The sequence below is a fragment of the Caldimonas brevitalea genome (genome assembly GCF_001017435.1).
In the GTDB taxonomy this organism is placed as follows: domain Bacteria; phylum Pseudomonadota; class Gammaproteobacteria; order Burkholderiales; family Burkholderiaceae_C; genus Caldimonas; species Caldimonas brevitalea.
Map to the genome: position 1 here is coordinate 1,275,977 of NZ_CP011371.1, position 25,248 is coordinate 1,301,224.

At 68.5% G+C, this 25,248-nt stretch carries 23 protein-coding genes and 1 other RNA gene; 9 read left to right on the top strand and 15 right to left on the bottom strand.

All coding sequences use genetic code 11. The annotated features are described in order from the left end of the window. Nucleotides 1–69 precede the first annotated feature (69 nt). The 12 genes from sctN to sctC all read right to left on the bottom strand — a co-directional run bounded on the left by sctN (nucleotide 70) and on the right by sctC (nucleotide 9,189). Entirely contained in the window at nucleotides 70–1,395 is a 1,326-nt protein-coding gene (gene sctN, locus AAW51_RS05650) for a type III secretion system ATPase SctN (protein WP_047193825.1), read from the bottom strand. A 45-nt stretch (nucleotides 1,396–1,440) separates the two neighbouring features. Beyond that, entirely contained in the window at nucleotides 1,441–2,202 is a 762-nt protein-coding gene (sctL, locus tag AAW51_RS05655) for a type III secretion system stator protein SctL (RefSeq protein WP_169787985.1), read from the bottom strand. An 11-nt stretch (nucleotides 2,203–2,213) separates the two neighbouring features. Continuing rightward, nucleotides 2,214–2,900 (bottom strand): type III secretion protein HrpB4, encoded by a 687-nt coding sequence (locus AAW51_RS05660; RefSeq protein WP_047193827.1) that lies wholly within the window; start codon nucleotides 2,898–2,900, stop codon nucleotides 2,214–2,216. Further along, nucleotides 2,897–3,688, bottom strand: a complete 792-nt coding sequence (sctJ, locus tag AAW51_RS05665) for a type III secretion system inner membrane ring lipoprotein SctJ (protein WP_047193828.1) — start codon at nucleotides 3,686–3,688, stop codon at nucleotides 2,897–2,899. Before sctJ ends, AAW51_RS05660 begins: the two co-directional genes overlap by 4 nt. A 16-nt stretch (nucleotides 3,689–3,704) precedes the next feature. Then, a complete protein-coding gene (locus AAW51_RS05670; RefSeq protein ID WP_047193829.1) occupies nucleotides 3,705–4,097 on the bottom strand; it encodes a hypothetical protein in 393 nt (130 codons plus the stop codon). A gap of 31 nt (nucleotides 4,098–4,128) precedes the next feature. Further along, nucleotides 4,129–4,572 carry an HrpB1 family type III secretion system apparatus protein gene (locus AAW51_RS05675; protein ID WP_047193830.1) on the bottom strand — a complete coding sequence of 148 codons (444 nt, stop codon included), beginning with the start codon at nucleotides 4,570–4,572 and terminating at the stop codon, nucleotides 4,129–4,131. 109 nt (nucleotides 4,573–4,681) lie between these two features. Further along, entirely contained in the window at nucleotides 4,682–5,029 is a 348-nt protein-coding gene (locus tag AAW51_RS05680) for a hypothetical protein (RefSeq protein ID WP_157359628.1), read from the bottom strand. 103 nt (nucleotides 5,030–5,132) lie between these two features. Next, nucleotides 5,133–5,339, bottom strand: coding sequence for a hypothetical protein (locus AAW51_RS05685; protein ID WP_047193832.1), 207 nt, complete (start codon nucleotides 5,337–5,339; stop codon nucleotides 5,133–5,135). Nucleotides 5,340–5,435: 96 nt separating this feature from the next. Beyond that, nucleotides 5,436–5,891 (bottom strand): hypothetical protein, encoded by a 456-nt coding sequence (locus AAW51_RS05690; protein WP_047193833.1) that lies wholly within the window; start codon nucleotides 5,889–5,891, stop codon nucleotides 5,436–5,438. Nucleotides 5,892–5,923: 32 nt separating this feature from the next. After that, complete coding sequence (locus AAW51_RS05695) at nucleotides 5,924–6,196, bottom strand: hypothetical protein (RefSeq protein ID WP_047193834.1); 273 nt, start codon at nucleotides 6,194–6,196, stop codon at nucleotides 5,924–5,926. Nucleotides 6,197–6,228: 32 nt separating this feature from the next. Next, nucleotides 6,229–7,284 carry a hypothetical protein gene (locus AAW51_RS05700; RefSeq protein WP_047193835.1) on the bottom strand — a complete coding sequence of 352 codons (1,056 nt, stop codon included), beginning with the start codon at nucleotides 7,282–7,284 and terminating at the stop codon, nucleotides 6,229–6,231. A gap of 21 nt (nucleotides 7,285–7,305) precedes the next feature. Beyond that, nucleotides 7,306–9,189 (bottom strand): type III secretion system outer membrane ring subunit SctC, encoded by a 1,884-nt coding sequence (gene sctC, locus AAW51_RS05705; protein WP_053013361.1) that lies wholly within the window; start codon nucleotides 9,187–9,189, stop codon nucleotides 7,306–7,308. Between the two features lie 420 nt (nucleotides 9,190–9,609). On the opposite strand from sctC, the gene AAW51_RS05710 reads away from it, so the two are divergent. From AAW51_RS05710 to AAW51_RS05725, 4 genes are all read left to right on the top strand, one after another. Further along, nucleotides 9,610–11,010, top strand: a complete 1,401-nt coding sequence (locus AAW51_RS05710) for a serine/threonine-protein kinase (protein WP_047193836.1) — start codon at nucleotides 9,610–9,612, stop codon at nucleotides 11,008–11,010. 168 nt (nucleotides 11,011–11,178) lie between these two features. Beyond that, a complete protein-coding gene (gene imuA, locus AAW51_RS05715) occupies nucleotides 11,179–12,093 on the top strand; it encodes a translesion DNA synthesis-associated protein ImuA (protein WP_157359629.1) in 915 nt (304 codons plus the stop codon). Continuing rightward, nucleotides 12,044–13,423, top strand: coding sequence for a Y-family DNA polymerase (locus AAW51_RS05720; protein ID WP_238947770.1), 1,380 nt, complete (start codon nucleotides 12,044–12,046; stop codon nucleotides 13,421–13,423). Before imuA ends, AAW51_RS05720 begins: the two co-directional genes overlap by 50 nt. Nucleotides 13,424–13,432: 9 nt before the next feature. Beyond that, complete coding sequence (locus AAW51_RS05725) at nucleotides 13,433–16,618, top strand: error-prone DNA polymerase (protein WP_047193837.1); 3,186 nt, start codon at nucleotides 13,433–13,435, stop codon at nucleotides 16,616–16,618. A 29-nt stretch (nucleotides 16,619–16,647) separates the two neighbouring features. Here AAW51_RS05725 and AAW51_RS05730 read toward each other — a convergent pair whose 3' ends face one another. Further along, the gene (locus AAW51_RS05730; RefSeq protein ID WP_047193838.1) at nucleotides 16,648–17,100 is read right to left on the bottom strand and encodes a VOC family protein; all 453 of its coding nucleotides are present in this window, start codon (nucleotides 17,098–17,100) and stop codon (nucleotides 16,648–16,650) included. A gap of 136 nt (nucleotides 17,101–17,236) precedes the next feature. Here AAW51_RS05730 and pyrC point away from each other — a divergent pair, with 136 nt between their 5' ends. The 5 genes from pyrC to AAW51_RS05750 all read left to right on the top strand — a co-directional run bounded on the left by pyrC (nucleotide 17,237) and on the right by AAW51_RS05750 (nucleotide 23,345). Continuing rightward, a complete protein-coding gene (gene pyrC, locus AAW51_RS05735) occupies nucleotides 17,237–18,286 on the top strand; it encodes a dihydroorotase (protein ID WP_047193839.1) in 1,050 nt (349 codons plus the stop codon). 22 nt (nucleotides 18,287–18,308) lie between these two features. After that, nucleotides 18,309–19,121 carry a DUF3025 domain-containing protein gene (locus tag AAW51_RS05740; protein WP_047193840.1) on the top strand — a complete coding sequence of 271 codons (813 nt, stop codon included), beginning with the start codon at nucleotides 18,309–18,311 and terminating at the stop codon, nucleotides 19,119–19,121. Beyond that, nucleotides 19,120–19,451: RNase P RNA component class A (rnpB, locus tag AAW51_RS28680), an RNA gene on the top strand. The genes AAW51_RS05740 and rnpB overlap by 2 nt, the downstream gene beginning before the upstream one ends. A gap of 57 nt (nucleotides 19,452–19,508) precedes the next feature. After that, on the top strand, nucleotides 19,509–20,750 hold the full coding sequence (locus AAW51_RS05745; protein WP_047193841.1) for a multidrug effflux MFS transporter: 1,242 nt from the start codon (nucleotides 19,509–19,511) through the stop codon (nucleotides 20,748–20,750). Nucleotides 20,751–20,858: 108 nt separating this feature from the next. After that, a complete protein-coding gene (locus tag AAW51_RS05750; protein WP_169787986.1) occupies nucleotides 20,859–23,345 on the top strand; it encodes a PAS domain S-box protein in 2,487 nt (828 codons plus the stop codon). Between the two features lie 58 nt (nucleotides 23,346–23,403). Here the strand turns inward: AAW51_RS05750 and AAW51_RS05755 are convergent, their stop codons facing one another. Both AAW51_RS05755 and AAW51_RS05760 read right to left on the bottom strand, forming a co-directional pair. Further along, on the bottom strand, nucleotides 23,404–23,868 hold the full coding sequence (locus AAW51_RS05755; protein WP_047193843.1) for a DUF2269 family protein: 465 nt from the start codon (nucleotides 23,866–23,868) through the stop codon (nucleotides 23,404–23,406). Continuing rightward, nucleotides 23,868–25,148 carry an SDR family oxidoreductase gene (locus AAW51_RS05760; RefSeq protein WP_047193844.1) on the bottom strand — a complete coding sequence of 427 codons (1,281 nt, stop codon included), beginning with the start codon at nucleotides 25,146–25,148 and terminating at the stop codon, nucleotides 23,868–23,870. The genes AAW51_RS05755 and AAW51_RS05760 overlap by 1 nt, the downstream gene beginning before the upstream one ends. Nucleotides 25,149–25,248 lie beyond the last annotated feature (100 nt).

Here is a 25,248-nt window from a genome sequence, read left to right on the forward strand (position 1 = left end):
TCTCCCGGCCACGGGCCGGCTAGGGCGCCTGCGGGCAGCACCGGGCTGCCGCGGCATGGCGACGCGGTGTCAGGCCTGCACCAAGGCGCCCAGCTCGCCGACGATCTGCTCGAATGGCAGCAGCTCGGTGGTCTTCTGGTTGAGGAACTGGCGGATGTACTGGATGCGCTGCACCGCCTTGTCGGCCACCGCGTCGTTGCCGGCCTTGAACTCGCCCACCTGCAGCAGCATCTCGACCTCGTCGTACTTGGCCATCAGGTTGCGCAGTTCGCCGGCCGCGGCCACATGTTCGCGCGGCACGATCTGCGTCATCACCCGGCTCAGGCTGCCCAGCACGTCGATCGCGGGGTACTGGTTCTTGGCGGCGATGCGGCGCGACAAAATCATGTGGCCGTCGAGAATGCCTCGCACTTCCTCGGCGATCGGGTCGCCGCCGCTTTCGTCTTCGGCCAGCACGGTGTACAGCGCGGTGATCGAGCCCCGGGCGCCCATGCCGGTGCGTTCCAGCAAGCGCGGCAACTCGGCGAACACCGACGGCGGGAAGCCCCGGCGCGCCGGCGGCTCCCCTGCGGCCAGGCCGATCTCGCGCTGGGCACGCGCAAAGCGCGTCAGCGAATCCATCATCAGCAAGACGCGCTGGCCCTGGTCGCGGAAATGCTCGGCCACCGCGGTGGCCACGTGAGCGGCCTTGGCCCGTTCGATCGACGACCGGTCCGAGGTGGCGCAGACGACGACGGAGCGGGCCATGCCCTCCTCGCCGAGGATGAATTCGATGAACTCGCGCACCTCGCGGCCGCGTTCGCCGATCAGGGCGATCACCGTGACGTCGCACTGTGCGCCGCGCGCCAGCATGCCCATCAAGGTGCTCTTGCCGACGCCAGCCGGCGCAAAAATGCCCATCCGCTGGCCTTCGCCGAGCGTCATCAGGGCATCGATGATCTTGACACCGGTCGGCAGCGGGTGCTCGACCATGGCCCGGCTCATCGGGTCCGGCGGGTCGGCGATCACCGGGCGTTCGGCATCGCACCGCAGCGGCCCTTTGCCGTCGATCGGATCGCCCAGGCCGCTGATGACACGCCCGAGCAACTCCGGCCCCACCTTGACCGAGAGCTGGCGGCCCGTGCCCACCACGCGGGTCGATTCATTGACGCCGGCCAGCGTGCCGAAGGGCGACAAGATGGCGCCGGTGCGGCCGAAGCCGACCACTTCGGCACGTTGCAAGGCGCGCCCGCGGGCATCACGCAGCTCGCACAGCTCGCCCACCATCGCGTCCAGCCCGCTGGCGCGGATCAAGGTGCCGACGACCTCGAACACCTTGCCACTGCGCACCATCACCGGCTCGTGCTGCAGCTCGTTCTCCAGCGCCTCGGCGAAACGCAGCAGGTTGTCCTTCATGCTTCAAGACCTTCTCGGTTGTCAGACAGACGCTCGGCGCTCGGTTCAGGTCGCCTCGAGCAACTCGTGTCGCTGCGACTCGGGGGCGGCGGGGTCATCGTGCAATGCCGGCATGTCGATCGCCTCGTCGTGTGCGTCCGTCGTCTCGTCCGTGGCTTCACCCTCGCTCAGGGACGCCAGGGCGACCTGATGGGCGGCCCGTGAAACGGCGCGCTTGATCGCGGCCAACTGCGTGTCCAGACCCGCGTCGATCACGCCCTGGTCCGACTCGAACAAACAGCTGCCCGGCGCCAGCGCCGCGTCCGACACCACCTCGACCGGCAACTCGGCGCTCAGTTCGCGCAGCACCGCATCGATGCCGCTGCGGGCGCTGCCCTGATCGTCTGCGGGCACCCGCAGCGTCAGCATCGGCACGTCCTTCAGGAGTTTGGAGACGGTACGGAACGCGCGCCGGTACAAGGCCGACCGGTCCTCGATCTCGATCACCCGCTCGACCGCCAAAGAGACAATCTGGCTCAGGCGTTCGGTCTGGCGCTCGAGCGAGCGGCGGTTCGACGCGGCAGCCCGGACGGCCTGTTCAGCCCATTGGGCGGCAGCGTCTTCCCATCCGCGTTCGAGGCCCTCCTGATGGGCCTGCTGTTGTTGCCGACGGGCGTCTTCCAGCAGCGCCTCGGCCTCCGCGCGCGCTTGCGCGAGCAGCTCCTGCGCCTCGGCCTGCGCCTGGTCGACGATGCGGCGGTGCTCTGCTTCGACCGTCTGTGCCGCGGACAACAATGTGGTGAGGGTCGCGAACTCCGCGGCCCTCACCACACCATCGTTTACGCCGACAGTGCACGATCCATGTCTGAACCAAACAACCATGCGTGCTCCGGGAAGTAATGAGGGAGGTGGTCGAAAAACGAGTCGAGGTCGGGCCGGCCGGAGGGAAGCGGCGTCACATGCTCGCCGTCGAGTGCCGCGGGTGCCAGGCTGAGCCGCGCGATGGCCAGGGCCTGCCGGCTGTGCCACGCCCCTTGCTCGCACAACAGCCGATAGCCGGCCGTGGACAGCCGGTCTTCGTGCAGTTCGGCAGCTTCCAGCGGCTGGGCGTCGAGCCCGCCTTGCCCGGGGCGTGCCAGCAGCTCGCGGTAGGCCACTTCGCCGACCCGCTCGACCAGCAGGCGCCGCAGGTCACGCCCGATGCAGCGCCGCATGCTGTCGCGCCGCGCATGCAAGGCCGCGGTCGACAGCACACGCACCACGTCGGCGCGGCCCAGCACGACCAGGCGATGGACCCGGTGCGCCAGCGTCGGCAGGGCCGGCCATCGGATGCCGTAGACCTCGCCGATCAGCCGCGAGAGGGTCGGGCTCGGCTTGTCGCCGGTGAGCGCGGATGCGAGCGGCCCCAGCTGCTGCGACGCGAGTGCCAGCCAGGCCGGGTGCAAATGGCTCGCCAGTTCGGCGGCCTTGGCTTCGATGGCCTGCAGCAGCCGGGTGACGGCGAGCACCGGCGCTGCGGTGCTCACGGCGTCGACCCTGTGGCGACGGCCGGCTGCGCTGCGCCGCGGCGCAGGCCTGCAGGCAACCAAGCGGGGCGCAGCTTGAAGACCGCCAACGCCGCACCGCCGAGCGCCGCGAGCAGGCCGGCGACGAGGGCGCCGAGCATCCACCCTGCGGGACGCTGTGCATCGCCACCTGCGGGCGTCAGCAGTCGGGGCGGTGCCGCATTGGCGGCGACCATCGTCACGTTCACGTTTTCGTAGCTGAGGCCTTCGACGCTGCGCAGCACCAGGTTCTTGACGGCCGGCACCAGGGTGCCGACGTTGGCATCGACACGATGCTTGATGAAAACCGAGGCGCTCGAGGGTTTGACTTGTTCGGCCAGCGGGTCGTTGTTGGGCAGCACCACGTGCACGCGAGCGGTCACCACACCGTCGATGTTCGACAGCGTTTCGGCCAGCTCCTGCGACACGCCGTGGATGAAACGGACGCGCTCTTCGGTGGGGGTCGAGATCAGGCCGTCCTTCTTGAACATCTCGCCCAGGTTGGCGTGCTGTTGGCTGGGCAGGCCGTGCGAGCGCAACACGCTCAGCGCGCCGCCCAGGCTGTCCTTCTCGACCGCGATGTTCCAGGTCTTGCCATCCGGGCTGCTCTTTTCGGCGTCGATGCCGGCCTCGAGCAACACGGCGAGCATGTCGTTGGCGTCGCGTTCGGTTAGTTTGGAGTGCACCTCCTGCTTGCAGCCGACCAGCGCCGCTGCCATGACGAGCACGGCGACGGCCTGGTGAGCGTAGCGTCGGTTCGGTCGGTTCATGGCCAGCTCCGGGGGGTCATTGGTTTTTCAGCAGTGACTGCAAGCTCTTGTTGCTGCCCTGTGCAATCGCGGTGGAGGCCTGCATCTTGAAGCCGCTGGCCGTGATGCTGCGACTGATCTCGAGGGTTGCCAGGTTGAGCTCGGCAATGCTCATGTTCGGCGCGTTGGTCGCCAGGTTGCGCAAGGCCTGCTCGTCGCTGCGCATCAACGCTTCCTGGCGTTCCATGACCTTGCCCAGGGCATTGGGGCCGTCGGTGCTGCCCACGTCGGGGCCACTGCGGTCGCCGGAACCCATCAGGGCCTGGAACTTCTCGGTCATCGCCGCGTCGGGCAGGGGGCCGCCGGCACCGGTTCCGGTCTTGACGGTCTCCAGGACTCCCTCAATGGGAGGAATGGCGGGAATGCTCATGTCATCGATCTCCTGCAAGGGAAGAAGGGGCTCAGCACCGCATGCCGATCCCGGGGTCCGGCGCGGCGATGCTCTCCACCGGCACTGGAGGAGCCACCTTGCCGTCCAGCTTGTCGATGGCGGCCAGCAGGTCGAGCGTTTCGGCATCGGCGGGCAGGGCACGCGCTTCGTCGGCATACCCTTGCCACAGCGAGTCCTGCTCCGCATAGAGGCAGGTGGCCAGCATCGCCTTGACCATCGCGTCCGGCGGTCCGGTGCGGTCGGCGTCTTCGAGCAGGCGTCGCGCCGAGGCGTAGTCTTGGGCGTGGATGAATTGCCATGCTTCCATGACGGCCAGTTCCTGGAGCTTGGGCCGCACCTTGCGGATCAGCCGCAGAACGGCCAGGGTGTCCTCGGATGCCGACAGTTCATTGCCCAGTACGAGGATGTCGGCCAGAAGGTCGACCAGAGGCTTGGGGAGCTGCGGGGTGAACATGAAGGTTCTCCAAATGGGTCTCGACCCGAACGTCGAGGGTGGGGAAAGGGCTCACGCCCCGCGCAGGGGCGCGGCGTGAGCGTTCGAGGCCATCGAAGGCGGGTGGGGCTCAGCCCCGGCCGCCGCCCATCATGCCGGTCAGCGCCTGCATGATGGAGGCGAGGCCTTGCATCAAGGCTTGGAGGGGATTGCCGCCTTGTTCGCCGCCCTCGCCGCCGCCCACGCCGCCGCCGCCCTCGGCGCCGCCCGCCTTTTTGCCGCCGCCGTCCAGGCCGAGCAGCTTCATCAGCAGGTCATCGCCCTTTCCGGGAAGTTGCAAGCCCGGCAGGCCGCCCATGCCGCCCATCGACTTCTGGGCGCTCTGCATGGCTTCGCCGAACTCCTTCATGGCGCCCGGCAGGTCGCCTTTCAGGAGCTTGCCCATGGCTTCGCAGCCGTTCTTGATGGTGTCCAGCATGCCTTTCAGCATGCCGCCGGGGCCACCGCCCAGCATCATGCCGAGCGGAGCGATTAGTGGAAGCATTTCGATCTCCTGTAATCGAGACTAATGAGTCGAGGCGTTATTGCGCCGCGGACTTGATCAGTTCGCCACCCTTCTTCAGACGCGAGTTGGCCGCGGCTTGCAGGGAGTCCTTGAAGTCTTCTTCGGCCATCTCTTTACTCATTTCGCGGTTGGCAGAGCCGAGGGCCTTGTTCTGCAGCGTGCTTGCGCCGCCGCTAGCGATGTTGCCGAGAGTGCTTCCGAGTCCGCTGAGTGCACCAAGCATGATGTTTCCTTTAAGTGAGTTGAGTTGAAGTTGAAGTCAGTGGCCTTGAGAACCGCCGGCGGGATGCCGTCGGACCGGAGCCGGCCACAAAAGCTCCTAGAGTTGGGGTGAATCCGGGTTGAGGATCTGGTGTCCGAAGCGTCGGGCGACCGGGTCGACACTGACCGCCAGCGTCTGCTCGACGACTTCCTGCCATTCGGGAGCCCCACCCATCTTCAGCGCGAGGGCGACCGACATGCGCGCCACTTCCGGCTGCGGCCAGTCGTCCAGTCCTTCCGCGAGCAGCGTGCGGGCCGGTGCCAGGTCGCCGCCGACAGCGCTGGCGAAGGCCAGGCTGATGCGCAGTTCGCGGCCATCGCCGAGCAGGCGCGATGCAGCCTTGAAGATGAGGTCGGCCTCCTCGTGCAGGCCGTACATCTGGCCCAACATCATCGAGGCGACGAGGTGGCGGACGACGCCGAGTCGGTGGGCCGCGTGGGCTTGCAGATCGTCACGCCCGGAGGTGACTGCCGGCTGAGCGAACGGATGCGCTGAATACAAGACGGTGCTCATGGGGTTCTCTCCGTTGGCACGTGGACCGAGGTTCAGACCGTCAGTTCGCTGCCATGGGCCTTGGCCCAAGCGGCGAGGACGATGCGCCGTGAGGCACCGAACGCGTCGCTGACCAGGCGTGCGAACTCTTTTTCTTCGAAGTCGCTGCTGTGCAGCTGCATCTCCAGGCTCTTGGTCTCGGCTTGGCGGAAGTACTCGGCCAGGCTGCGGGTTTTCTCGCCCGAGGGGTCTTCAAAGATCGTCATCTGCAGCGCCTGGAAGTCGCTGACCAGGTTCACGGGGGGGTTCAGGCTGTCGGTGTCCATGCATAGCTCCTGTCAAATTGGCTCGAGGCCGGTTAATGGATGGACAGCGCGTCTCGCGCCATCAACTCCGGTTCCACCGGGTTGACGACCACGTGCTTGACGCCGTCGCGGGTGTGGACGACCGAGAGGCCGTCGGTCGTGAGAGTCGAGAGGTAATCGACCTTCACAGGCTTGCCCTTGGTTTGCTCGAGCGTCGCGTCGATGCGCCGCACGGCGGGTCCCAGGTCGGCGGCGACACGCGATATCGCGGCGCGTACCGCCTGGGGATCGGGTGCCTCTCCGATGAAGGCAAACACGCCGGCACCGGTGTGACTGACCTGTGCGTCGGCCAAACCGACGCTGCTGCGGATCGCCTCGGCCACCTCGCTGGCGACCGCAAATCGCTGCACCACCGGAAAGGGCAGGGCGGCGGTCTCCACGGCGGCGCGGACCGTCGCGGCCTCTTGCGGTGTTTCCACCAGGCCCGACACCACCAGCGTCGATTGCTCCAACGTCACCTGCAGCCGTCCCGGCACCGAGCTCTCGAGCGTGCGACTCAGCGCAGCGCGGGCCAGCTCGGCCGTCATCTTGGGGGCCGGTGGTTGCTGCGGATGCCACCATTTGGCACCGCCGACCACACCCGCGCCGACGATCAGCATGGCTGCCCCCGCGAACAACGCTGCCCGGCGGGCGCGAAGCTTCGCACCGGCCCAACGGGCGATCCGCTCGGGAGTCGGCTCGAAGACCGCAGCGAGCAGCTCGACGTCCGACGGCCAAGGGCGATCGATCGGGCCAACGCACGCCACGATTTCGGCAAAGGCGCGCGGTTGAAGGTCGAGCAGCGCTTCACGTCGTTCGACCCGGGCAGCTGTTGCCTGGCGATACGTCGCGTCGGCCGGCTGGTCGCCGTCGGCTGCGTCGTCGCCGGCAGGCGCCAGGTAGTGGACGCTGGCCTTGCCGTCGGCGTCGATCTGCAGACGAACGGGCGCCAGGGTCCAGTCCGTGATCGTGAGGTCGCAGTCATCGCCGGGTCCTATGAGGTAAGTGCCTGGGGTCAAATCTAGGGCTGCGCCGATGTGGCGGCCGGTCAGGATGCGAAGGCGCTTCATGATTTGCGAAGGGCCGTGGGTTCAACGTGCGCCACGAGCGCTGGTGGCGCAGGCGGCGGTGGACAGCCCGAGGGCGGCTGCGGGACAGTCCGCAGTGGCGCGCTGGGTGGCTGCGACGGGGATCACCGGTGCCGGGACGGGCTGCTGCACGGGCTCGGACAGCGCAAGCCGGGCGGCCGGCTTGGCGGCGCCATAGGCCTGAGGCGCTGGGGTGGCCCCGGCAGGCGGTTCGATGCTCGGCACCGGAGCCGGCTTGGCCGGCTGGGCCACGCTGATCACCTTGGGCGTCAACAGGAACAGTCGTTCGCTGCGCGTCTTGACGTTTTCGTCGTGCCGGAAGGCGGCCCCGATCAGCGGGATGCGTGACAGTCCGGGCAGGCCGGTGCGACCCTTGCTGTCCGACTCCACCGAGATGCCGCCGACCAGCAGGCTTTCGCCTTCGCGGATGGTGGCCTCGGTACGGATTTCAGTGCGCTTGATGATGGGAACCTGATCCACCACGGCCCCCTCGAAGCTGCCGTCCTCGATGAACAAGGACAGCCGCACTTCACGGCGATCGGGCTGCATGACGATTTGCGGCAGCACCTCGAGCGAGGTGCCGGCCTCGATGGTGAACAGGTTGGCGTCGAGGTTGCCGGCGACGCGCACCGAGGCCACCCGCTTGTCGACCATGCTCGCCATGCGATTGGCCGCGCCGAGCACCTTGGGGCGGGCGAGGATGCGAGCCTTGCCGTTGCCTTCGAGGGCCTTGATGCGGGTCAACAGGGCACGGCCCGCGTCGCCGACGACGGTGGTGATGTTCGCCCCGCCGAGCGCGGTGCTCGTGCCTTGACCGTTGGACGCGGGAGCCCCCGGTGACACGGTGATGCGGCCGCGCCCTTCACGGGTGAAGTCCCATTCGATGCCGAGCGACTCGAACTCGTCGGTGCTGACATCAATGATGGTGGCTTCGATTTCCACCAGATCCTGCGCCACGTCAAGCTGCTGGATCAACGTCTCGTACTGCTTCATGCGCTCGGGCATGGCACGGACGATGATGGAGTTGGTCGCCTCGTCGGCCTGGAAGAACGGCCGTTCGGGGTCGGCGTTGCCGCTGCCGCCCGACGACGGGTCGGTTTTGGCCGCCGGATTCGCCGAAGCGGACGGCGACGCTGCGGGGTAGTCCGGCGGCCTGATGCCGAACAGCTCTTCAGCCGAGCGCCGCTTGTCCACCGGGCTGGCGACAGGGGCGGCCACACCGCGACCCTTGCTCTCGCTGAGCCCGCTGCCAGAGCGCTCGTTGCCGCTGAAGATATTGTTAAGAGTGCTGGCGAGGCCGGGTATCCGGGTCGACCCGGACATGCGGTCGGCGGCATAGGCGTACTTCAGCGGGAACACCTGGATGGCCTTGCCGATGCGGTCGCGGCTGCTGCGCTCGAGCGTGTCGATCACCGTGCTCACCAGTTCGATGTGCCGCGGCGGCCCATAGGCCAGCAAGGTCTGCTCGGCTTCATTGAAGCGCAGCGGGAAACGGGCGTCGCCCAGGCCCAGCGACTTCAGCATCTCGCGCACTTGGGCGCGGTCGTAACCCCGCATGCGGAAGACTCGGCTGGACATCGCCTTTGACGGATAGATGAACAAGGTGGTGCCGTCGAAGTACCAGATCACGCCGTATGTCCGGGACATCGCATTCAGGAACTCCTCGGGCTTGGCGTTGAACTCGGCGTTCACCGTGCCGGCCACGCCGTCGTCGATCACGAGCGGCAACGACTGGCTTGCGGCGAAGTCCTGAAACACTTCGTTGAGCTTCTTGCCGTCAGCCCGGTAGACGAAGCGCTTGTTTGAGAAGGCCGTCTCGCCGAAAGCTGGCGGGAGCGCTGCCGTGGCGAGCAAACAGCTTGCAATCAGCTTGGCGAGAAGTCGCATGACGTCTTATGTCCTGGTTAGATCGGGGGTGCCGGGTGTTGCAAAAGGCACCGAACCCATGGACGTAAGAGTAGGTCTGGCGAGCGTCTCGCCCGGTGTGAAAGGCGAAGCGGACAGCGGACGGGCGAAGTGCCGTTCGGCCCATTTCGGCGACCGCGCTTCGGTCCGTTGGAACCAGTTTCATTGCGGTCACGGATTCGGGTGTACGCTCATGCAACTTCTTGGACGGTTGAGATTTGGGATGCCTCACACCACTTCGACGCTGCCACCCTGGTCGGTGCCTGTTGATCTGCTGTATCGGTTCGTGGCCCTCATCGGCACACGAGGTGCGGATGACCTGCGCGGCTCCGTTCGGGCTGTGACGTCGGGCCGGTGGCGCAAGGCTTCTGTCCATCCGATGGTTGTGTTGCGAGACCTGCGATGAGCCATCCACAGCAGCTCGGCAAATACCTGATCACGGGGCTCGTGGGCGAGGGCGCGATGGGCATCGTCTATCGCGGACTCGATCCGGTGATCAAGCGCACGGTCGCGATCAAGATGCTGCGGCAGCGCCTGATCGAACAGGGCGCCGCCGGCGCGTCGCTCGCCGCGCGCTTCCGCAACGAGGCCCAGGCCGCGGGGCGCTTGATGCACTCCGGCATCGTCGCGGTGCACGACTATGGTGAAGATGCTCTCGGACCGTATATCGTGATGGAGTACGTCGAAGGAGCGACGCTGCGCGACCATCTGCGACAGCAGCGGCGCTTCGACGATGCCGAGATCGTCGGGCTGATGGGACAGTTGCTCGACGCCTTGCACTACGCCCACGAACAGGGCGTGTGGCACCGCGACATCAAGCCGGCCAATCTGATCCTCACGCCCGCCGGGCGGTTGAAGGTGGCCGACTTCGGGATTGCCCGCATCGAGACGGTCGGCCTGACGCAGGTGAGTTCGTCGATCGGCACGCCCGGGCACATGGCGCCCGAGCAGTACACCGGCGACCAGGTGGACCGTCGTGCCGATATCTTCGCCTGCGGTGTCCTGCTCTATCAGTTGTTGACCGCGCGCTCGCCCTTCGGCGGCAGCAACGAGAACGTGATGTTCCAGACCCTCAACAGCGATCCGATGCCGCCGTCGAGGGTCAGCAGTGCCGAGCGACCGGGTTGGTTCGATGCGCTGGTCGCGACGGCGATGGCCAAGCGGCCCGAGGACCGCTATCCCACCGCGCTGCTGTTCAAGCAAGCCTTGCTCAGCCGTGGGCGCGCCGTGCTCGACATCGAGATGCCGGTGACGCAGGTGCCGCCACCGCCGCCCCGCTTTGTCGCGACGCCTGCGAATGAAACGGCGGAGCCCGGCAGTGCACACCCGAGCAGCGCGTCCGGCAGCCGCTGGAACCCCGACACCCTGTCGCGTTTCGAGAGCGAGCTGGCCTTGATGCTGGGCCCGCTGGCGCGCGTGCTGGTGCGGCGCGCCGCCAAGGAGTCGACCGACGTGGCGTCGCTGCGCACGCGGCTGGCCGCTGAACTGACCACCGCAGGTGAACGTGACAGCTTCTTGCGCCGCACCGAAGGCACGCCGGTGGCGGCGGGCGGCACCTTCGGCAGTCAAGGCAGTGGCGGCGCGACGCGGCGTCACGACGACACCCTGATCGGCGAAAACGTGGTGCGGCGTGCGGAGCGGGCGCTTGCGCACCATGTCGGCCCGATCGCCCGGGTGCTGACGGCGCAGGCCGCGGCCCAAGCCCAGTCGCGCCAGGACTTCTTCGCGCGCCTGCTGGATCACGTCGAAACGGATGCGGGCCGCCATCAGTTGCGACAGGCGCTGCAGCAACTGGGGTCCTGAGGCCGGGTAAGGGCGTGCCGGTCGGCCGGCCGTCGCCCTGCAGGTGCCGGCGCCTGCGCGGCCGTGCTCGCCGCTGTCCCCGACGACCATCTGCCTGAACGGCGCAGGGATACCGTGCGCCGCCGGCGAACCTGCTTCTATACTGTATATATATACAGTTCGTATGCCATGTTCGCCTTCGCCCACCGTCCATCGCCGCCGTCTTCTTCTTCTGGTGCTGCACCTGCAGTGCCGGCGGCGCCTGCGCAGCCGCGGTTGTCGATCGAGGCCTTGCAGGACCAGTTGGGCCCGGCGATGTGGCGCGGCGACCACCTGGCCGGCAGCGGTGAGCCGACGCTGCCGACCGGCCACGCCGCGCTGGACCGGGAACTGCCGGGCGGCGGATGGCCGAGCCGGTCGTTGACGGAAGTGCTGATCACACCCGGGGCGGCCTGCGAATGGCGGCTGCTCGGGCCGGGTCTGCCGGCCTGGCTGCACCCGGGTCGCGTCCTGGTGCTGGTCGGTGCGCCCGCCGTCCCCCGTCTGCAGCCTTTTGCCGCCGGCCTGCAAGCGACCGGGCTCGACAGCCGCCAGCTGCTGTGGCTGCGCGAGCTGGCACCGACCGAAGCTTTGTGGGCCGCCGAGCAGGCGCTGCATTGCCGCGATAGCGCAGCCGTGCTGGCCTGGCTGCCTGTGGCGCGCCCCGAAGCACTGCGCCGGCTGCACGCGCACGCCCAGCTCGCCCAGGTGCCCTTGTTCGTGTTCCGCCCCGCGCGCGCGCAGCAGCAGGCTTCGGCGGCACCGCTGCGCTTGCGGGTCGAACCGGCAACGTCGCCGTGCACGTTGTCGGTGCGCTTGCTGAAGCGGCGCGGGCCGTCGCGGCCGGACCCGATCGAGCTGCCGGCCCTGCCGCCCGGGTTGGCACCGGTGGTGGCGGTCAAGCTGCGCGCCGCGCTGTCCCGGCGCATGCCGCCCGTCGTGGCCGCGGTCGGCCCCGCGGGGGGCGCCAGCCCGCCGGCCCACTCCCCCGCACCGTCCCGTGAGGTGTCGTCCGATGCCGTATTGGTTGGCCCTCGTTTGCCCGCCGTCAGCGAGCCGGCCTGAGCCGCTGCCGCCGGGCTCCGCACCGCTTGGGCGTGGCCTTGGCGAGTCGCAGCAGCAGGCGCTCGGGTGGTGGGCGCTGCAGTTCACACCGCGCGTGTGCCACGTCGATGAGGCGGTGTTGATGGAGGTGCAGTCAAGCCTGCGCCTGTTCGGTGGGGCGCGCGCCTTGTGCGAGCGTGTCATGCGCGAAGCGGTCGAGCTCGGTGCGAGCCAGGTGGGGCGGGGGCCGACCGCGCTCGCGGCATTGGCCTTCGCCCGCACGGTGCCGGGGACCCGCCCCACGCGGGGGCCAGCGGCGCACAGTTGGGCCGAACGCCTGGACACCTTGCCGCTCGGTGCCTTGACCGCCGCGGCCTTGCACGAGCCGCTGCTCGCACGTCTGGGCTGTCGCACGCTGGGCCAGCTGCGCGCCTTGCCGCGTACCGGGCTGGCGCGCCGTTGCGGCGCGGCGCTGCTGGAAGCGCTCGACCAGGCCTATGGCGTGCGACCCGAGCGCTGGGACTGGCTGCGGCTGCCCGAGGTGTTCGACACCCGGTTGGAACTGCCCGGGCGCGTCGAAGAGGCGGGCGCACTGATGTTCGGCGCGCGCCGTCTGGTGCTGCAGATGTGCGGCTGGCTCGCGGCCCGGCATGCTGGCGTGCGGCATTTCGTGCTGGGCTGGCGTCACGACTTCCATCGGCCGGGCACGGACGACGCCGGCGAGCTGGTGGTGCGCACCGCCGAGATCACGCGCCAGCCCGAGCACTTGTGCCGCCTGCTCGGCGAACTGTTGTCGCGGGTGCAGCTCGACGGGCCGGTCGGCGAATTGAGTTTGCGCGCGGACACGGTCGAGCCGCTGGCACCGCACAGCGCGGCGCTGGCGCTCGAGGCCGGTGCCGCGGCGCCGCGCGACGGGGAGTCGCTGGCGCAACTGGTCGAGCGGCTGACGGCGCGCCTTGGGGCCGAGCGGGTGGTGCGGCCGCAGCTCGTGTCCGACCACCGGCCGGAGTCGATGCAGCACTGGCGCGCTGCGGCCACTGGCGAGGCGCCGCGACCGCTGCCCGCAGGCGCGCTGCCGTCGCCTTTGCCGGGCTGGCTGCTGTGTTGCCCCGAGCCGCTGGCCGTGCGGCGCGATCTGCCGCAGCACGGCGGCGCGCTGCAGCTGCTGGCCGGTCCCCATCGTGTCGACGCCGGCTGGTGGGAGGTCGAGGCTGGGCCGGGCGCCGTGGCGCGCGACTACTACATTGCGGCTGATCAGCGCGGCAGCCTGCTGTGGATCTACCGCGAGCGCGTTTCGGCCGCAGCCGATGCGGGCGCCGCGGGCTGGTTTCTGCACGGCGTGTTCGGGTGAGGGCGGCACATGCGAGAGTCGCACCTGTTGCCGCGCTACGCCGAGCTGCACTGTCTCAGCAACTTCAGCTTCCAGCGTGGCGCCTCGCATCCGGGCGAGCTGGTCGAGCGGGCAGCGGCGCTCGGATACGACGCGCTGGCGCTGACCGATGAATGCTCGTTGGCCGGGGTCGTGCGCGCCTACCAGAGCCTGCTCGACCTGCAGCGCGAAGCGCGCGAACAAGGCCGTCCGCCGCCGACGCTGCAATTGCTCACCGGCAGCGAGTTCGCCGTGTCGGGCGACTCGCCTTTTCGCCTGGTGGTGCTGGCCTGCAACCGCAACGGCTACGGCAACCTGAGCGAGTTCATCACGCGCTTGCGGCGCGCGAGCCCGAAGGGGCACTACAAGCTGGAGTGGTCGCAACTGCTGCCCTCGCGGTTGCACGACACGGTGGTGCTGCTGGTGCCCGAGCGCAGCGCCAGCTTCGACACGGTCCACGCGCAGGCGCGCTGGTTCCAGCGGCAATTCGACGGCCGCGCCTGGCTCGCCGTCGAGCTGCTGCTGCAGGCCGACGACACCGCCTGGTTGCACAAGCTGCGCGAGGTGAGCCGCCTCACCGGCCTGCCGCTGGTGGCGGCGGGCGACGTGCACCTGCATGTGCGCTCACGCAAGCCGTTGCAGGACGTGCTGACCGCGATACGCCTCGGGCGGCCGGTGCGCGAGTGCGGCACGGCGCTGCAGCCCAATGCCGAGCGGCATCTGCGCACGCGGCTGCGGCTGGCACAGGTTTACCCGCCAGATTTGCTGGCCGCCACGCAAGACGTCGCGGCGCGCTGCAGCTTCAGCCTCGGAGAACTGCGCTACGAATACCCCGAGGAGGTGGTACCGCCCGGGCAGACGGCCGCATCGTACTTGCGGCAGGTGACGGACGAGGGGGTGCGCCGACGCTTTCCGGACGGCCTGCCCGACAAGGTGCGGGCCGCGATCGAGAAAGAGCTGGCGCTGATCGGCGAGAAGGGCTACGAGAAATACTTCCTGACGGTCTACGACATCGTCAACCATGCGCGCTCGCAAGGCATCCTGTGCCAGGGGCGCGGCTCGGCGGCTAATTCGGCGGTGTGCTACTGCCTGGGCATCACCGAGATCGACCCGGCCCGCAACGAACTGCTGTTCGAACGCTTCATCAGCCGCGAACGCGACGAGCCGCCCGACATCGACGTCGACTTCGAGCACCAGCGGCGCGAGGAGGTGATCCAGTACCTCTATCGCAAATACGGGCGCGAACGCACGGCGCTCACCGCGACCGTCATCTGCTACCGCTCGCGCAGCGCGATACGCGATGTCGGCAAGGCGCTCGGCTTCGACGAGGCCCACATCGACCGGCTGGCCAAGGACCACCACTGGTGGGACAGCCCCGACGTGATGGCCGAACGGCTGGCTGTGCTGGGCCTGTCGCCGGACGACCGGCGGGTGCAACAGTGGATCGCGCTGACGCGCCAGCTCAAGGGCTTCCCGCGCCACCTGAGCCAGCACACCGGCGGCTTCGTGATCGCACGCGGCAAGTTGAGCCGGATCGTGCCGATCGAAAACGCCGCGATGGCCGACCGCTCGGTGATCGAATGGGACAAGGACGACCTCGACACGCTGGGCCTGATGAAGGTGGACGTGCTGGCTTTGGGCATGTTGAGCGTGCTGCGTCGCGCGCTCGACTTCATCGGGCAACGGCGCGGTGCGCTGTTCCGCCTGCAGGACATCCCCGATCACGACGCGCCGACCTACGAGATGATTTGCCGCGCCGACACGGTAGGCGTGTTCCAGATCGAGAGCCGCGCCCAGCAGAGCATGCTGCCGCGCTTGAAGCCGCGCGAGTTCTACGACCTGGTGGTGGAAGTCGCGATCGTCCGCCCCGGCCCGATCCAGGGCGGCATGGTGCACCCCTATTTGAAGCGGCGCGAGAAAGACGAACAACGGCGGCGCGCCGGACTGCCGCGGCCCCCATTGGAGTCGGCGCAACTGGAAGAGGCGCTCGGCCGCACGCTGGGCGTGCCGATCTTCCAGGAGCAGGTGATGCAGCTGTGCATCTTGTGCGCCGGCTTCACGCCCGGCGAAGCCGACCGGCTGCGCCGCGCGATGGCGGCCTGGAAGCGGCACGGCGACGTGATGCCGTTCCAGGACAAGATCCTGAACGGCATGACCGAACGCGGCTACAAGCGCGAGTTCGCGGAGCAGATCTTCGAGCAGATCAAGGGGTTCGGCGAATACGGCTTTCCCGAGAGCCACGCCGCCTCGTTTGCGCTGCTGGCCTATGCGAGCAGCTGGATCAAATGCCATGAGCCCGCGGCCTTTCTCGCGGCCCTGCTCAACTCACAACCGATGGGGTTTTACTCGGCGAGCCAGCTGGTGCAGGACGCGCGTCGGCATGACGTGCAGGTGCTGCCGGTCGACGTGCAGCACAGCGACCACGATTGCACGCTCGAAGGGCTGCAGGGCGGCCCGGCGCCGTCGCCGCTCGGGCCGGTGCGCCTGGGCCTGCGGCTGGTGGGTGGCTTGTCGGAGGCCGCGGCGCGACGCATCGAGCAGGCACGCCGACAAGCACCCTTCGAAGATGTGCAGGACCTGGCCCGGCGCGCCTCGCTCGACCCGCACGAGCTGAAGCGGCTGGCCGGTGCCGACGCGCTGGCCAGCCTCGCCGGCCATCGGCGCCAACAGGTCTGGCAGGCGGCGGCCTGGTTGCCCGCACCGGCCTTGCTCGACGACGCGCCGGTGGTCGAAGCGCCGCTGGCGCTGTCGGCCGCGCCCGAAGGCGAAGAAATCGTGTTCGACCATGCCGCGCTCAAGCTCAGCCTGCGGCGCCATCCGCTCGCCTTGCTGCGTCCGGCGCTGGCGTCGCGCCGGCTGATGAGCGCGGCCCAGCTGCAGGCGCTGGCCGACCGGCGGCTCGCGCGCGCCTGCGGCATCGTCACGATGCGCCAGCAGCCCGGCACCGCCAACGGCACGGTGTTCGTCTCACTCGAAGACGAAACCGGGTCGGTCAACGTGATCGTCTGGCCGCGGCTGCGCGAGCGTTATCGCACGGCGCTGCTGCACGCGCGTTTGCTCGCGGTGTACGGCGTGTGGCAGCAGCAGGACGCCGTCACGCACCTGATCGCGCAGCACCTCGAAGACCTGACGCCACTGCTGGGCCGGCTCGCGACCGAGAGTCGCGATTTCCATTGAGAGGGGTGCGCGGGTAGGCCGCGGCCGGGTCAGCTCGGCTGACCGCTCGACGGCTGGTCCCAGGGATCGTAGGTGCCGACGTTCCAGAGCCGGCCTTCGAGGTCGCGGCAGGTGAAGCCGCGCCCGCCGTATTCCTCGTCCTTGATCTCGACGACGATCTGGGCGCCGGCCGCTTTGGCCCGCTGATAGACCTGGTCGGCATCGGCGACGACGAGGTAGGGGCTCTGCGTCTCGACGCCGCCGACCTGGTCGGGCATGTTGACCAGGTCGCCGTACTCCGATTCGTTGTCCGCCGACGCCAGCATGATCATGCCGTTGCCGAAGACCAGTTGCGCATGGGCGATGTCGCCCGTTTCGTTCGGCACCACCAGCAGGCGTTCGAAGCCGAACGCCTCGCAGAGCCAGTCGATCGCGGCCGGCGCATTGCGGTAGCGCAGGCAGGGGATGATGGTGGCCCGGGTGTTCTTGGCTGTCTCGTTCATGTGCGTTGTCCTAAGTGAAACCGTCGTGCTCGCACGCTGCCGTGGAAACGAAGGACAGCAGCATAAAAGCTCGTCCGTCGCCGCGGAAGTCGAAGTGTTGCAGAGTGATGGGGAAAGCAGTGGGACAATGCCCCTCATGACGTCCATGCTCACCCTAGTCCGCCCCGACGACTGGCATTTGCACGTGCGTGACGGCGCACCGATGGCGGCCGTGGTCGCCGACACGGCGCGCCAGTTCGGTCGCGCCATCATCATGCCCAATCTGCGCCCGCCGGTCACCACCGCGGCGCAGGCGGTGGCCTACCGCGACCGCATCCTGGCGGCGCTGCCGCCGGGCAGCGAGTTCCAGCCGCTGATGACGCTGTACCTGACCGACAACCTGCCGCCCGACGAGATCGAGCGTGCCAAACAGGCGGGCGTGGTGGCTGTCAAGCTCTACCCGGCGGGCGCCACCACCAACAGCGACGCCGGCGTGACCGATCTGCGCAAGACCTACCGCACGCTCGAGGCCTTGCAGCGCCACGGCCTGCCGCTGCTGGTGCACGGCGAGGTGACCGACCCGCAGATCGACGTGTTCGACCGCGAGCAGGTCTTCATCGACACCCAGCTGGCGCCACTGCGGCGCGACTTCCCGGGCCTGAAAATCGTCTTCGAGCACATCACCACCAAGGAAGCGGCGCAGTACGTGCAGGAAGCCGATGCGGGGCTGGGCGCGACCATCACCGCGCACCATCTGCTCTACAACCGCAACGCCATCTTCACCGGTGGCATCCGCCCGCACTACTACTGCTTGCCAGTGCTCAAGCGCGAAGAACACCGCCTTGCGCTGGTGGCGGCCGCCACCTCGGGCAATCCGAAGTTCTTCCTCGGCACCGACAGCGCGCCGCACCCGTCGCATCTGAAGGAGCACGCGAGCGGCTGTGCCGGTTGCTACACCGCGCATGCCGCCCTCGAGTTGTACGCCGAGGCCTTCGAGGCGGCCGGCGCGCTCGACAAGCTGGAGGGTTTCGCCAGCTTCCATGGCGCCGACTTCTACGGCCTGCCGCGCAACCAGGGTCACGTCACCTTGCGCCGGGAAAGCTGGACCGTGCCCGAAACGCTGCCGTTCGGCGAGGCGCAACTCAAGCCGCTGCGGGCGGGCGAGAGCCTGGCGTGGCGGGTGGTCACGCCGCAAGCGCAGGCCTGAGCACCGCTGGCGTCGAAGGCGCATGCGCGCAACCGTCGCGCCACCGCTGAGCAGGGCGGGGCTCCACGACGCCCTGGCCGCGATCGACTGGTCGCGACCCTGGCTCGATCCTTACCGAGTGCGCGGCCAGCGGGTGGCCGGACGCATCCAGGCGGGTGCGAGCGTCGCAAAAGCGCTCAACGCCGAAGCGCTCCACGGCCCGGTGCCGAGCTTGGCTGCCGGCCCGCTTCAGTTCGTGCCTCAGGCCGACCTGCCGGCGGGCATCCCCTACGAGGCCCACATCGCCGCCACCGCGCGCGTGCCGACGCGCGACAACCTGCACGACTTCTTCAACGGTCTGGTGTGGTGGAGCGAGCCGGGCCTGAAGCGGCGCCTGAATGAACTGCAGGCCGCGCAGATCGCGCGCGCAGGTGGCGTCGGCGCTCACCGTGGTGCGGTGCGTGATGCGCTGACGCTGTTCGACGAGAACGCTGCGCTGATGAGCGCCCCGGCCGACGTGTGCGAACTGCTGCGGCAGCGGCGCTGGCACCCACTGTTCGTCGAGCGTCGTGACGTGTGGCGTCGGGTGCGGCTGCGCTTGTTCGGCCACGCGCTGCTGGAGAAGCTGGTGACGCCACGCAAGGCGATCACCGCACATGTGTTCCTGTCGCCGCCCGACACCTCGCCCCACCTCGACGCCGAGTTGCTGGCGGCCAAACCGTTCTGGCCGCTGCCGGTGTTGGGGGTGCCGGGCTGGTGGCCCGACAACGAAACGGCCGGCTTCTATGACGACCCTCAGGTCTTTCGGCCACTGCCCGAGCAAAGCCTTGCGACTGACCGGATAATTGCCATGTGAAGCAAGCCAGACCGCCGCTGGCGCAAGAGCCGAAAGGCTGCGCTGGAGGAAGGTCCGGACTGCACAGGGCAGCGTAGCAGGTAACACCTGTCCGCCGTGAGGCGAGGATCAGAGCAACAGAGACGAGTCGGTCCTGGGGGCAACTCCAGAGGCCGGGTGAAACGGGCAATCTCTACGCGCAGCAACACCAAATAGGCACACGTCGATCCGGCCCGGGGAGTGTGCGGGTAGGTGGCATCGAGCCGCATCCGCGAGGGGCGGCCCAGAGGAATGGCGGTCACGTCGGGGCGACCCGATGCACAGAATCCGGCCTATCGGTTTGCTTCACTCTTATGACGTCCGCAGCGCACTGCGCGCTGCGGCCACAACAAGAGCGAGACGCATGGCATGAACCCCGACGCGCACAAGATCTGGCAAGCCCCGCGTTGGGCCTTGGCCGTGTTGCTGGCCGCATTGGGCATGCTCGGGCCGTTCTCGATCGACACGTATTTGCCGGCCTTCGCCGGCATTGCCCGCTCGCTCGATGCGACGCCGGTGCAGATGCAGCAGACGCTGTCGGCCTATCTGTTCGGCTTCGCTTTCATGAACCTTTTCCACGGCGCGTTGGCCGACAGCTTCGGCCGGCGGCCCGTGGTGCTCACCGGGGTGGCCGTGTTCACCCTGGCGTCGGCCGGTTGCGCCCTGTCGGGCAGCATCGCCTCGCTGGTGTTCTTTCGTGCGCTGCAGGGCCTGTCCGCCGGCGCGGGCATCGTGGTGTCGCGTGCGGTGATCCGCGACATGTTCCCGCCCGCCGAGGCGCAACGGGTGATGGCGCAAGTGACCATCTACTTCGGTGTCGCGCCGGCGGTGGCGCCGATCGTCGGCGGGTGGTTGTTCGTGCACGCCGACTGGCACGCCATCTTCTGGTTCCTGACCGCGGTCGGCGTGGTGCTGTTCGCGGCCAACTACCGTTTGCTGCCCGAAACGCTGCACGTCACGCACCGCCAGCCGTTCAACGCCCGCAACCTGATGCGCGGCTATGCGCAGCTCGGTTCCGACCCGCGCTTCTTGCTGCTGGCGCTCGCCAGCGGTGTGCCGTTCAACGGCATGTTCTTGTATGTGTTGTCGGCGCCGGCCTTCTTGGGCGACCACCTGCGGCTCGCGCCCACCGAGTTCTTCTGGTTTTTCGTCATCGCCATCGGCGGCATCATGGCCGGCGCCTGGGCCAGCGGCCGGCTGGCCGGCAAGATCGAGCCCAGGCGTCAGATCCGCCACGGTTTCGTGATCATGACGGTGGTGTCGATCGGCAACGTGGTGGCGAACCTGCTGTTCGAGCCCCATGTCGCGTGGTCGATTCTGCCCATCGGCTTGTTCAGCTTCGGCTGGGCGCTGATGGTGCCGGTGGTGACGCTGATGGTGCTCGACCTGTTTCCCGAGCGGCGCGGGCTGGCGTCGTCTTTGCAGGCGGTGGTCGGTTCGGTGGCCAACGGTGTGGTGGCCGGCGTCGTCGCACCGTTGGTGATGCACTCGACCCAGGCGTTGGCGTTCGCATCGCTGCTCATGATGAGCGTCGGCCTGCTGGCCTGGATCTGTCTGCGCAAGCGCTGGCCGCAGACAGTGGGCGCAACACCGGCAAGCGCCGCCGCGTGAAAAGCTTGGCATTTCGCCGAGCCGTACCGGCTGACACCGACGTAGACTCTCGGCTCGCGCGTCGTCAGCGCGCCTGAGATGTTGCGCGGGCTCGACAGCCGTACCTCCATGAGCCTCTCCACTTACAACGACAGCCTGCTTGCTCAACCCCCATTGTCCGGACGGTGGCTGGCTTACGCCCGTGTGGCGGGTGTCGTCGGCGTGCTGATCTGCGCAGGCGCGTTGTTCGGCTGGCTGGCCGGCTGGCCGTGGCAGGTGTACACCGGGAAAGGCCTGCAGTCGCTGCGGCCGACCGCCGCGCTGTGTTTCGGATTGGTGTCGCTCGGGGTGGTGTGGCGCGCCTTTCGCTGCCAGGGCCCGGCGGGGCTGTGGTTGCCACTTTCGGCCGTGCTGCTCGCGGGCGTCACCATCGTCGAGCACCTCATCGGTGCGGAGACGGGTTTGCACCGCCTGCTCGTGCAGGACCGCTATGACGGGCATGGGCTGAACTTGCGCATGCCCATACACAGTGCCGTGGGGGTCGCCTTGCTGGGGCTCAGCCTCGTGGCTGGCGCCGCTCGCAGCGACGGGTCCCATCCCTGGTGGAGTCGCTTGGCTGCAGCGCTGGCGGTGGCGGCCGTGGCGATGGCCTACATCACCTCGGTCGGCATGCTGCTCGACACCCGCTGGGAAGGCTCGCCGCTGTCGGACTTCGCCAGCCTCTCGCTGCCCGCGGCGACGCTGATCGTGCTGCTGGGCATTGCGTCGATTGCGTTGCGCGCCGAGCGTACGCCGCTGCTGGCGGCGTTCGCGCCGTCCAGTGCGGCGAGCCGGTTTTTCCGTGCCGTGCTGCCCCTGGCCTTGCTGTTTCCGGTGCTGACCGGCTGGCTCCGGCTCGCCGGACAGCGCGCCGGCTGGTATGGCGACGAACTCGGTGCCGCGTGGATGGTGCTGATGTCGACGCTGCTGTTCGTCGGCGTGGCCTTCGTCAGCACACGCTGGATCTCGCGCTTCGAATCGGCGCTCAAGGCCAGCCATGCCACGCTCGAACAACGGGTCGAGGAGCGGACGGCGCAACTGGCCGAGGCGATGGAGCGGGTGCGCGAGAGCGAAGAGCGCTTCCGCTTCATGGCCGAAGCGGCGCCCGCGTTGATCTGGATGACCGATGCCGACGGTGATTGCAGCTACGTCAACAGCACCTGGCTGCAGTACACCGGGCATGCCTTGGCCGAGGAACTGGGGCAAGGCTGGATGGACAACAACGTGCACCCGGCCGACCGCGAGCGGGTGCTGCGGACGTGGTTGCAATCGACCGAGGCGCGCCGCACCTTCCGGCTCGAATACCGCTTGCGCCGACACGACGGGCAATATCGCTGGATCGTGTCCCACGGCACGCCGCGAATCGAGGGTGCGGGTCGTTTCGCCGGCTATGTGGGCACGTGCGCCGACATCCACGACGCCAAATCGACGGCGCTGGCTTTGCAGGCCAGCCGCGAACAGCTCGCGTCCATCGTCGATTCGGCCACCATCGCGATCATCTCGCTCGACGCCAGCCACCGCATCGTGCTGTTCAATGCTGCGGCCGAGAAAATCTTCCAGGTCAGTGCCGCCCGTATGCTGAGCCGCACCCTGGACGTGCTGCTGCCGGAGCGTTTCCGCACCGGCGACGAGGCCGTGCTGCAGGCGTTCGAGCGCAGCGCCGCCAATGCCGGGCAGAAAGAAGGCGCACCGCAGTTGTGGGGGCTGCGGGCCAACGGCGAGGAGTTCCCGCTCGAGGTGTCGATCTCGCGCGTCGACTCCGACGGGGTGCGGTTGGTCACCGTCGTGTTGCGCGACATGAGCGAGGTGTACGCACTGGAGGCCGAGCGGCGCGCACGTGCGGCGGCCGAAGAGGCGAGCCGGGCCAAGTCCTTGTTCCTGTCTCACCTGAGTCACGAGCTGCGCACGCCGCTGAACGCGGTGATCGGTTTTTCGCAATTGCTGCTCGCTACTGCACCTCAGAACAATCCGAAGTCGAACCAGCACCAGTACGCCGGCTACATCCTGCAGGCCGGGCAGCACCTGCTGGCGATGATCAACGACCTGCTCGATTTGAGCCGCATCGAGGCCGGGCAGACGCAATTGCAGATGCGCGCGGTCGACCTCGGCGCCTCGGTGCAGCACAGCCTGCAGCTGGTGGCACCGCAGGCCCAGTCCGCCGGTGTCACGGTGCAGGTGTCCAGCCGCGACGACGCGGGCACGCCGCTGGTGCTGGCCGACGAGGCGAGGCTGCGCCAGGTGCTGGTCAACCTGTTGAGCAACGCGATCAAGTACAACCGTCCGCACGGCCATGTCGAAGTCGACGTCAGCCGCTACGACGAGGACGACCTGGCCGTCGAAGTGCGCGACACCGGTTTTGGCATGAGCCCGGAGCAGCTCGACAACCTGTTCACGCCGTTCAGCCGGCTCGGCCGCGAGCACAGCGACATCGAAGGCACCGGCATCGGCCTGTCGCTGTCCAAGCGCCTGATCGAGATGATGGGCGGGCGCATCGAAGTCCGCAGCACGCCCGAGCAGGGCAGCACCTTCACCGCGGTGCTCAAGGCGGCGCCTGCGTCGCCTGACGCAGCCGGGTGAGCCGAAGCGGGCTGGCACCGCCGTGCGCAGCACGGAGGTTGTTCAATCGCCCGGCCGCTCACATCGGCTTGACCACCATCAAATAGAACACCGCGACGAAGGCGAAAAAGGCCGGGATGCCCAGCAGCACCCAGATCTTGAAATAGCGGAAATACAGCGGCGGCAGCGCCTGGCCGCCGTCCGCCGCCTGTTGCGCCAGGTCGCGCAGCCGCATCTGCAGCCACACCACCGGCAGCCAGCAGGCCGTGGCCAGGGCATACAGCACGATGGAATCGCGCAGCCACGGGCTGCTGGCCGGCATGCCGGCCAGCTTCATCATGTAGTAGCCGCTGAGCGGTTGGAACACGATGGTGGTGGCCGTGAACAGCCAGTCGGCCCGCACCACCCAGCGGGAGACGACCGCGACCGCGCGCACGTCCCGGCTCAAGGTGGCAAACAGCAGATACCAGGCAGAGCCGATGCCGGTGCCGAACAAGAAGGTCGATGACAGCACATGCAGCCACTTCACCAGCAGGTAGTCCATCAGCGGTCCTCCATCTCGAGCAGCAGCCAGATGACCGCCAGCATCGGCAGGTTCTTCAGGATAGGCCCGTAGGGGTGCAGCCAGAACTCGGGCAGCTTGAAGGTGATCACGACCGTATAGAACAGGATCAGGCCGATCTGCGCCCGCCATAACCAGCGGCGCCGCGGCAGGGCCAGCGTTGCGACGCCGAGCACGAGGTCGAAAGCCGCAGCGCCGTACAACATCAGCGGCTGCAACGAGGGCGGCACGCCGGCCCCCGCCAGCAGCGCATAACTGTCCTGCACCGGGTAGAGGCCGAGCGAGACGATGCCGGTGACGATCCACACCAGCGCCACGCTGACCCGCAGCATCGGCAGCAGCCAGGCGAGCTTGGCGGCCGTGCGTGTCGTGGGCACCTCGGCGGGGTCGACGAATTTCTCCGCGCCGCGTGCCTCGCGCCCGAGCAGGGCCTGGGTGAGATGGGCATCGGCCGTGTTGCCGCGCTGCAGCATGCTCCAGGTGTCGCGGTCCAGCAGGGCCCCGGGGAGACGACCGCCGACGCGCGCCGCCAGGCCGACCCAGCTGGCCGGGATGGAGACGAAGCGGGCCCGCCCCAGCCCCAGGCCTTGCCGCACGGCGGCCAAAAAGTCGCGCAGCGCCAGCGGCTTGGGCCCCACCAGCGGGATCTTGCCCCGCAATTCCGGGTTTTCGACCAGCGCCACGATGGCGCGCACTGCATCGTCGACGTGGATGGGTTGCACCTGTTGGCGTCCGCCGGCCGGCAGCGGGATCAGCGGCAGGCTGGCCAGCGTCGTGAACAGCCGCGCGCTGGTGCCGCCGGGCCCATAGACGAGCGAGGGCTGCACCACCGCGACCGAGTGCAGCGGCAAGCCCAGCAGGTAGTCGTCGGCCGCCTTTTTGCTCAGGTGGTAGCCGGTGGTGGCGGCCTCGTCGGCCCCGAGCGCCGAGATTTGCACCACGCGGCTGACGCCGGCGGCGGCACAAGCGGCAAACAGGGCGCACGGGCCGCGCACGTGCAGGGTCTCGAAACGCTGGCCCGGCGTCTCCCGCAGGATGCCCGCCGCGTTGACCACCGCGTCGACGCCGGCCAGCCGTGGCAGCCAGTCGGCCACTTCGACGTCACGCTCGAAATCCGCGGTGAAATAGCGCACCGGCTGGCCCGGGGCGGGACTTTCGGGCGGGTGGCGCATCGCGCAGACGACATGGTGTCCCGCCTCGAGCAAGGCTTTGCAGATGCGGCTTCCGATGAAGCCGCTGGCGCCGGTCAGCAGGATGATCACGCGGGTTCCTGGGCAAGCAAGGGGTGTGGGCCCGAGCGTCGGGCGAGCAAGAGGGAATGTTGTTTGCCGGGGATCAGCAAACGCCGTTCCTCGCGGACGG

Coding starts and splice junctions, on each gene's coding strand:
- sctN (WP_047193825.1), bottom strand. CDS start 1,395: ATGAAGGACAACCTGCTGCGTTTCGCCGAGGCGCTGGAGAACGAGCTG.
- sctJ (WP_047193828.1), bottom strand. CDS start 3,688: ATGAACCGACCGAACCGACGCTACGCTCACCAGGCCGTCGCCGTGCTC.
- AAW51_RS05670 (WP_047193829.1), bottom strand. CDS start 4,097: ATGAGCATTCCCGCCATTCCTCCCATTGAGGGAGTCCTGGAGACCGTC.
- AAW51_RS05675 (WP_047193830.1), bottom strand. CDS start 4,572: ATGTTCACCCCGCAGCTCCCCAAGCCTCTGGTCGACCTTCTGGCCGAC.
- AAW51_RS05680 (WP_157359628.1), bottom strand. CDS start 5,029: ATGCTGGACACCATCAAGAACGGCTGCGAAGCCATGGGCAAGCTCCTG.
- AAW51_RS05685 (WP_047193832.1), bottom strand. CDS start 5,339: ATGCTTGGTGCACTCAGCGGACTCGGAAGCACTCTCGGCAACATCGCT.
- AAW51_RS05690 (WP_047193833.1), bottom strand. CDS start 5,891: ATGAGCACCGTCTTGTATTCAGCGCATCCGTTCGCTCAGCCGGCAGTC.
- AAW51_RS05695 (WP_047193834.1), bottom strand. CDS start 6,196: ATGGACACCGACAGCCTGAACCCCCCCGTGAACCTGGTCAGCGACTTC.
- AAW51_RS05700 (WP_047193835.1), bottom strand. CDS start 7,284: ATGAAGCGCCTTCGCATCCTGACCGGCCGCCACATCGGCGCAGCCCTA.
- sctC (WP_053013361.1), bottom strand. CDS start 9,189: ATGCGACTTCTCGCCAAGCTGATTGCAAGCTGTTTGCTCGCCACGGCA.
- AAW51_RS05710 (WP_047193836.1), top strand. CDS start 9,610: ATGAGCCATCCACAGCAGCTCGGCAAATACCTGATCACGGGGCTCGTG.
- imuA (WP_157359629.1), top strand. CDS start 11,179: ATGTTCGCCTTCGCCCACCGTCCATCGCCGCCGTCTTCTTCTTCTGGT.
- AAW51_RS05720 (WP_238947770.1), top strand. CDS start 12,044: ATGCCGTATTGGTTGGCCCTCGTTTGCCCGCCGTCAGCGAGCCGGCCT.
- AAW51_RS05725 (WP_047193837.1), top strand. CDS start 13,433: ATGCGAGAGTCGCACCTGTTGCCGCGCTACGCCGAGCTGCACTGTCTC.
- AAW51_RS05730 (WP_047193838.1), bottom strand. CDS start 17,100: ATGAACGAGACAGCCAAGAACACCCGGGCCACCATCATCCCCTGCCTG.
- pyrC (WP_047193839.1), top strand. CDS start 17,237: ATGACGTCCATGCTCACCCTAGTCCGCCCCGACGACTGGCATTTGCAC.
- AAW51_RS05740 (WP_047193840.1), top strand. CDS start 18,309: ATGCGCGCAACCGTCGCGCCACCGCTGAGCAGGGCGGGGCTCCACGAC.
- AAW51_RS05745 (WP_047193841.1), top strand. CDS start 19,509: ATGAACCCCGACGCGCACAAGATCTGGCAAGCCCCGCGTTGGGCCTTG.
- AAW51_RS05750 (WP_169787986.1), top strand. CDS start 20,859: ATGAGCCTCTCCACTTACAACGACAGCCTGCTTGCTCAACCCCCATTG.
- AAW51_RS05755 (WP_047193843.1), bottom strand. CDS start 23,868: ATGGACTACCTGCTGGTGAAGTGGCTGCATGTGCTGTCATCGACCTTC.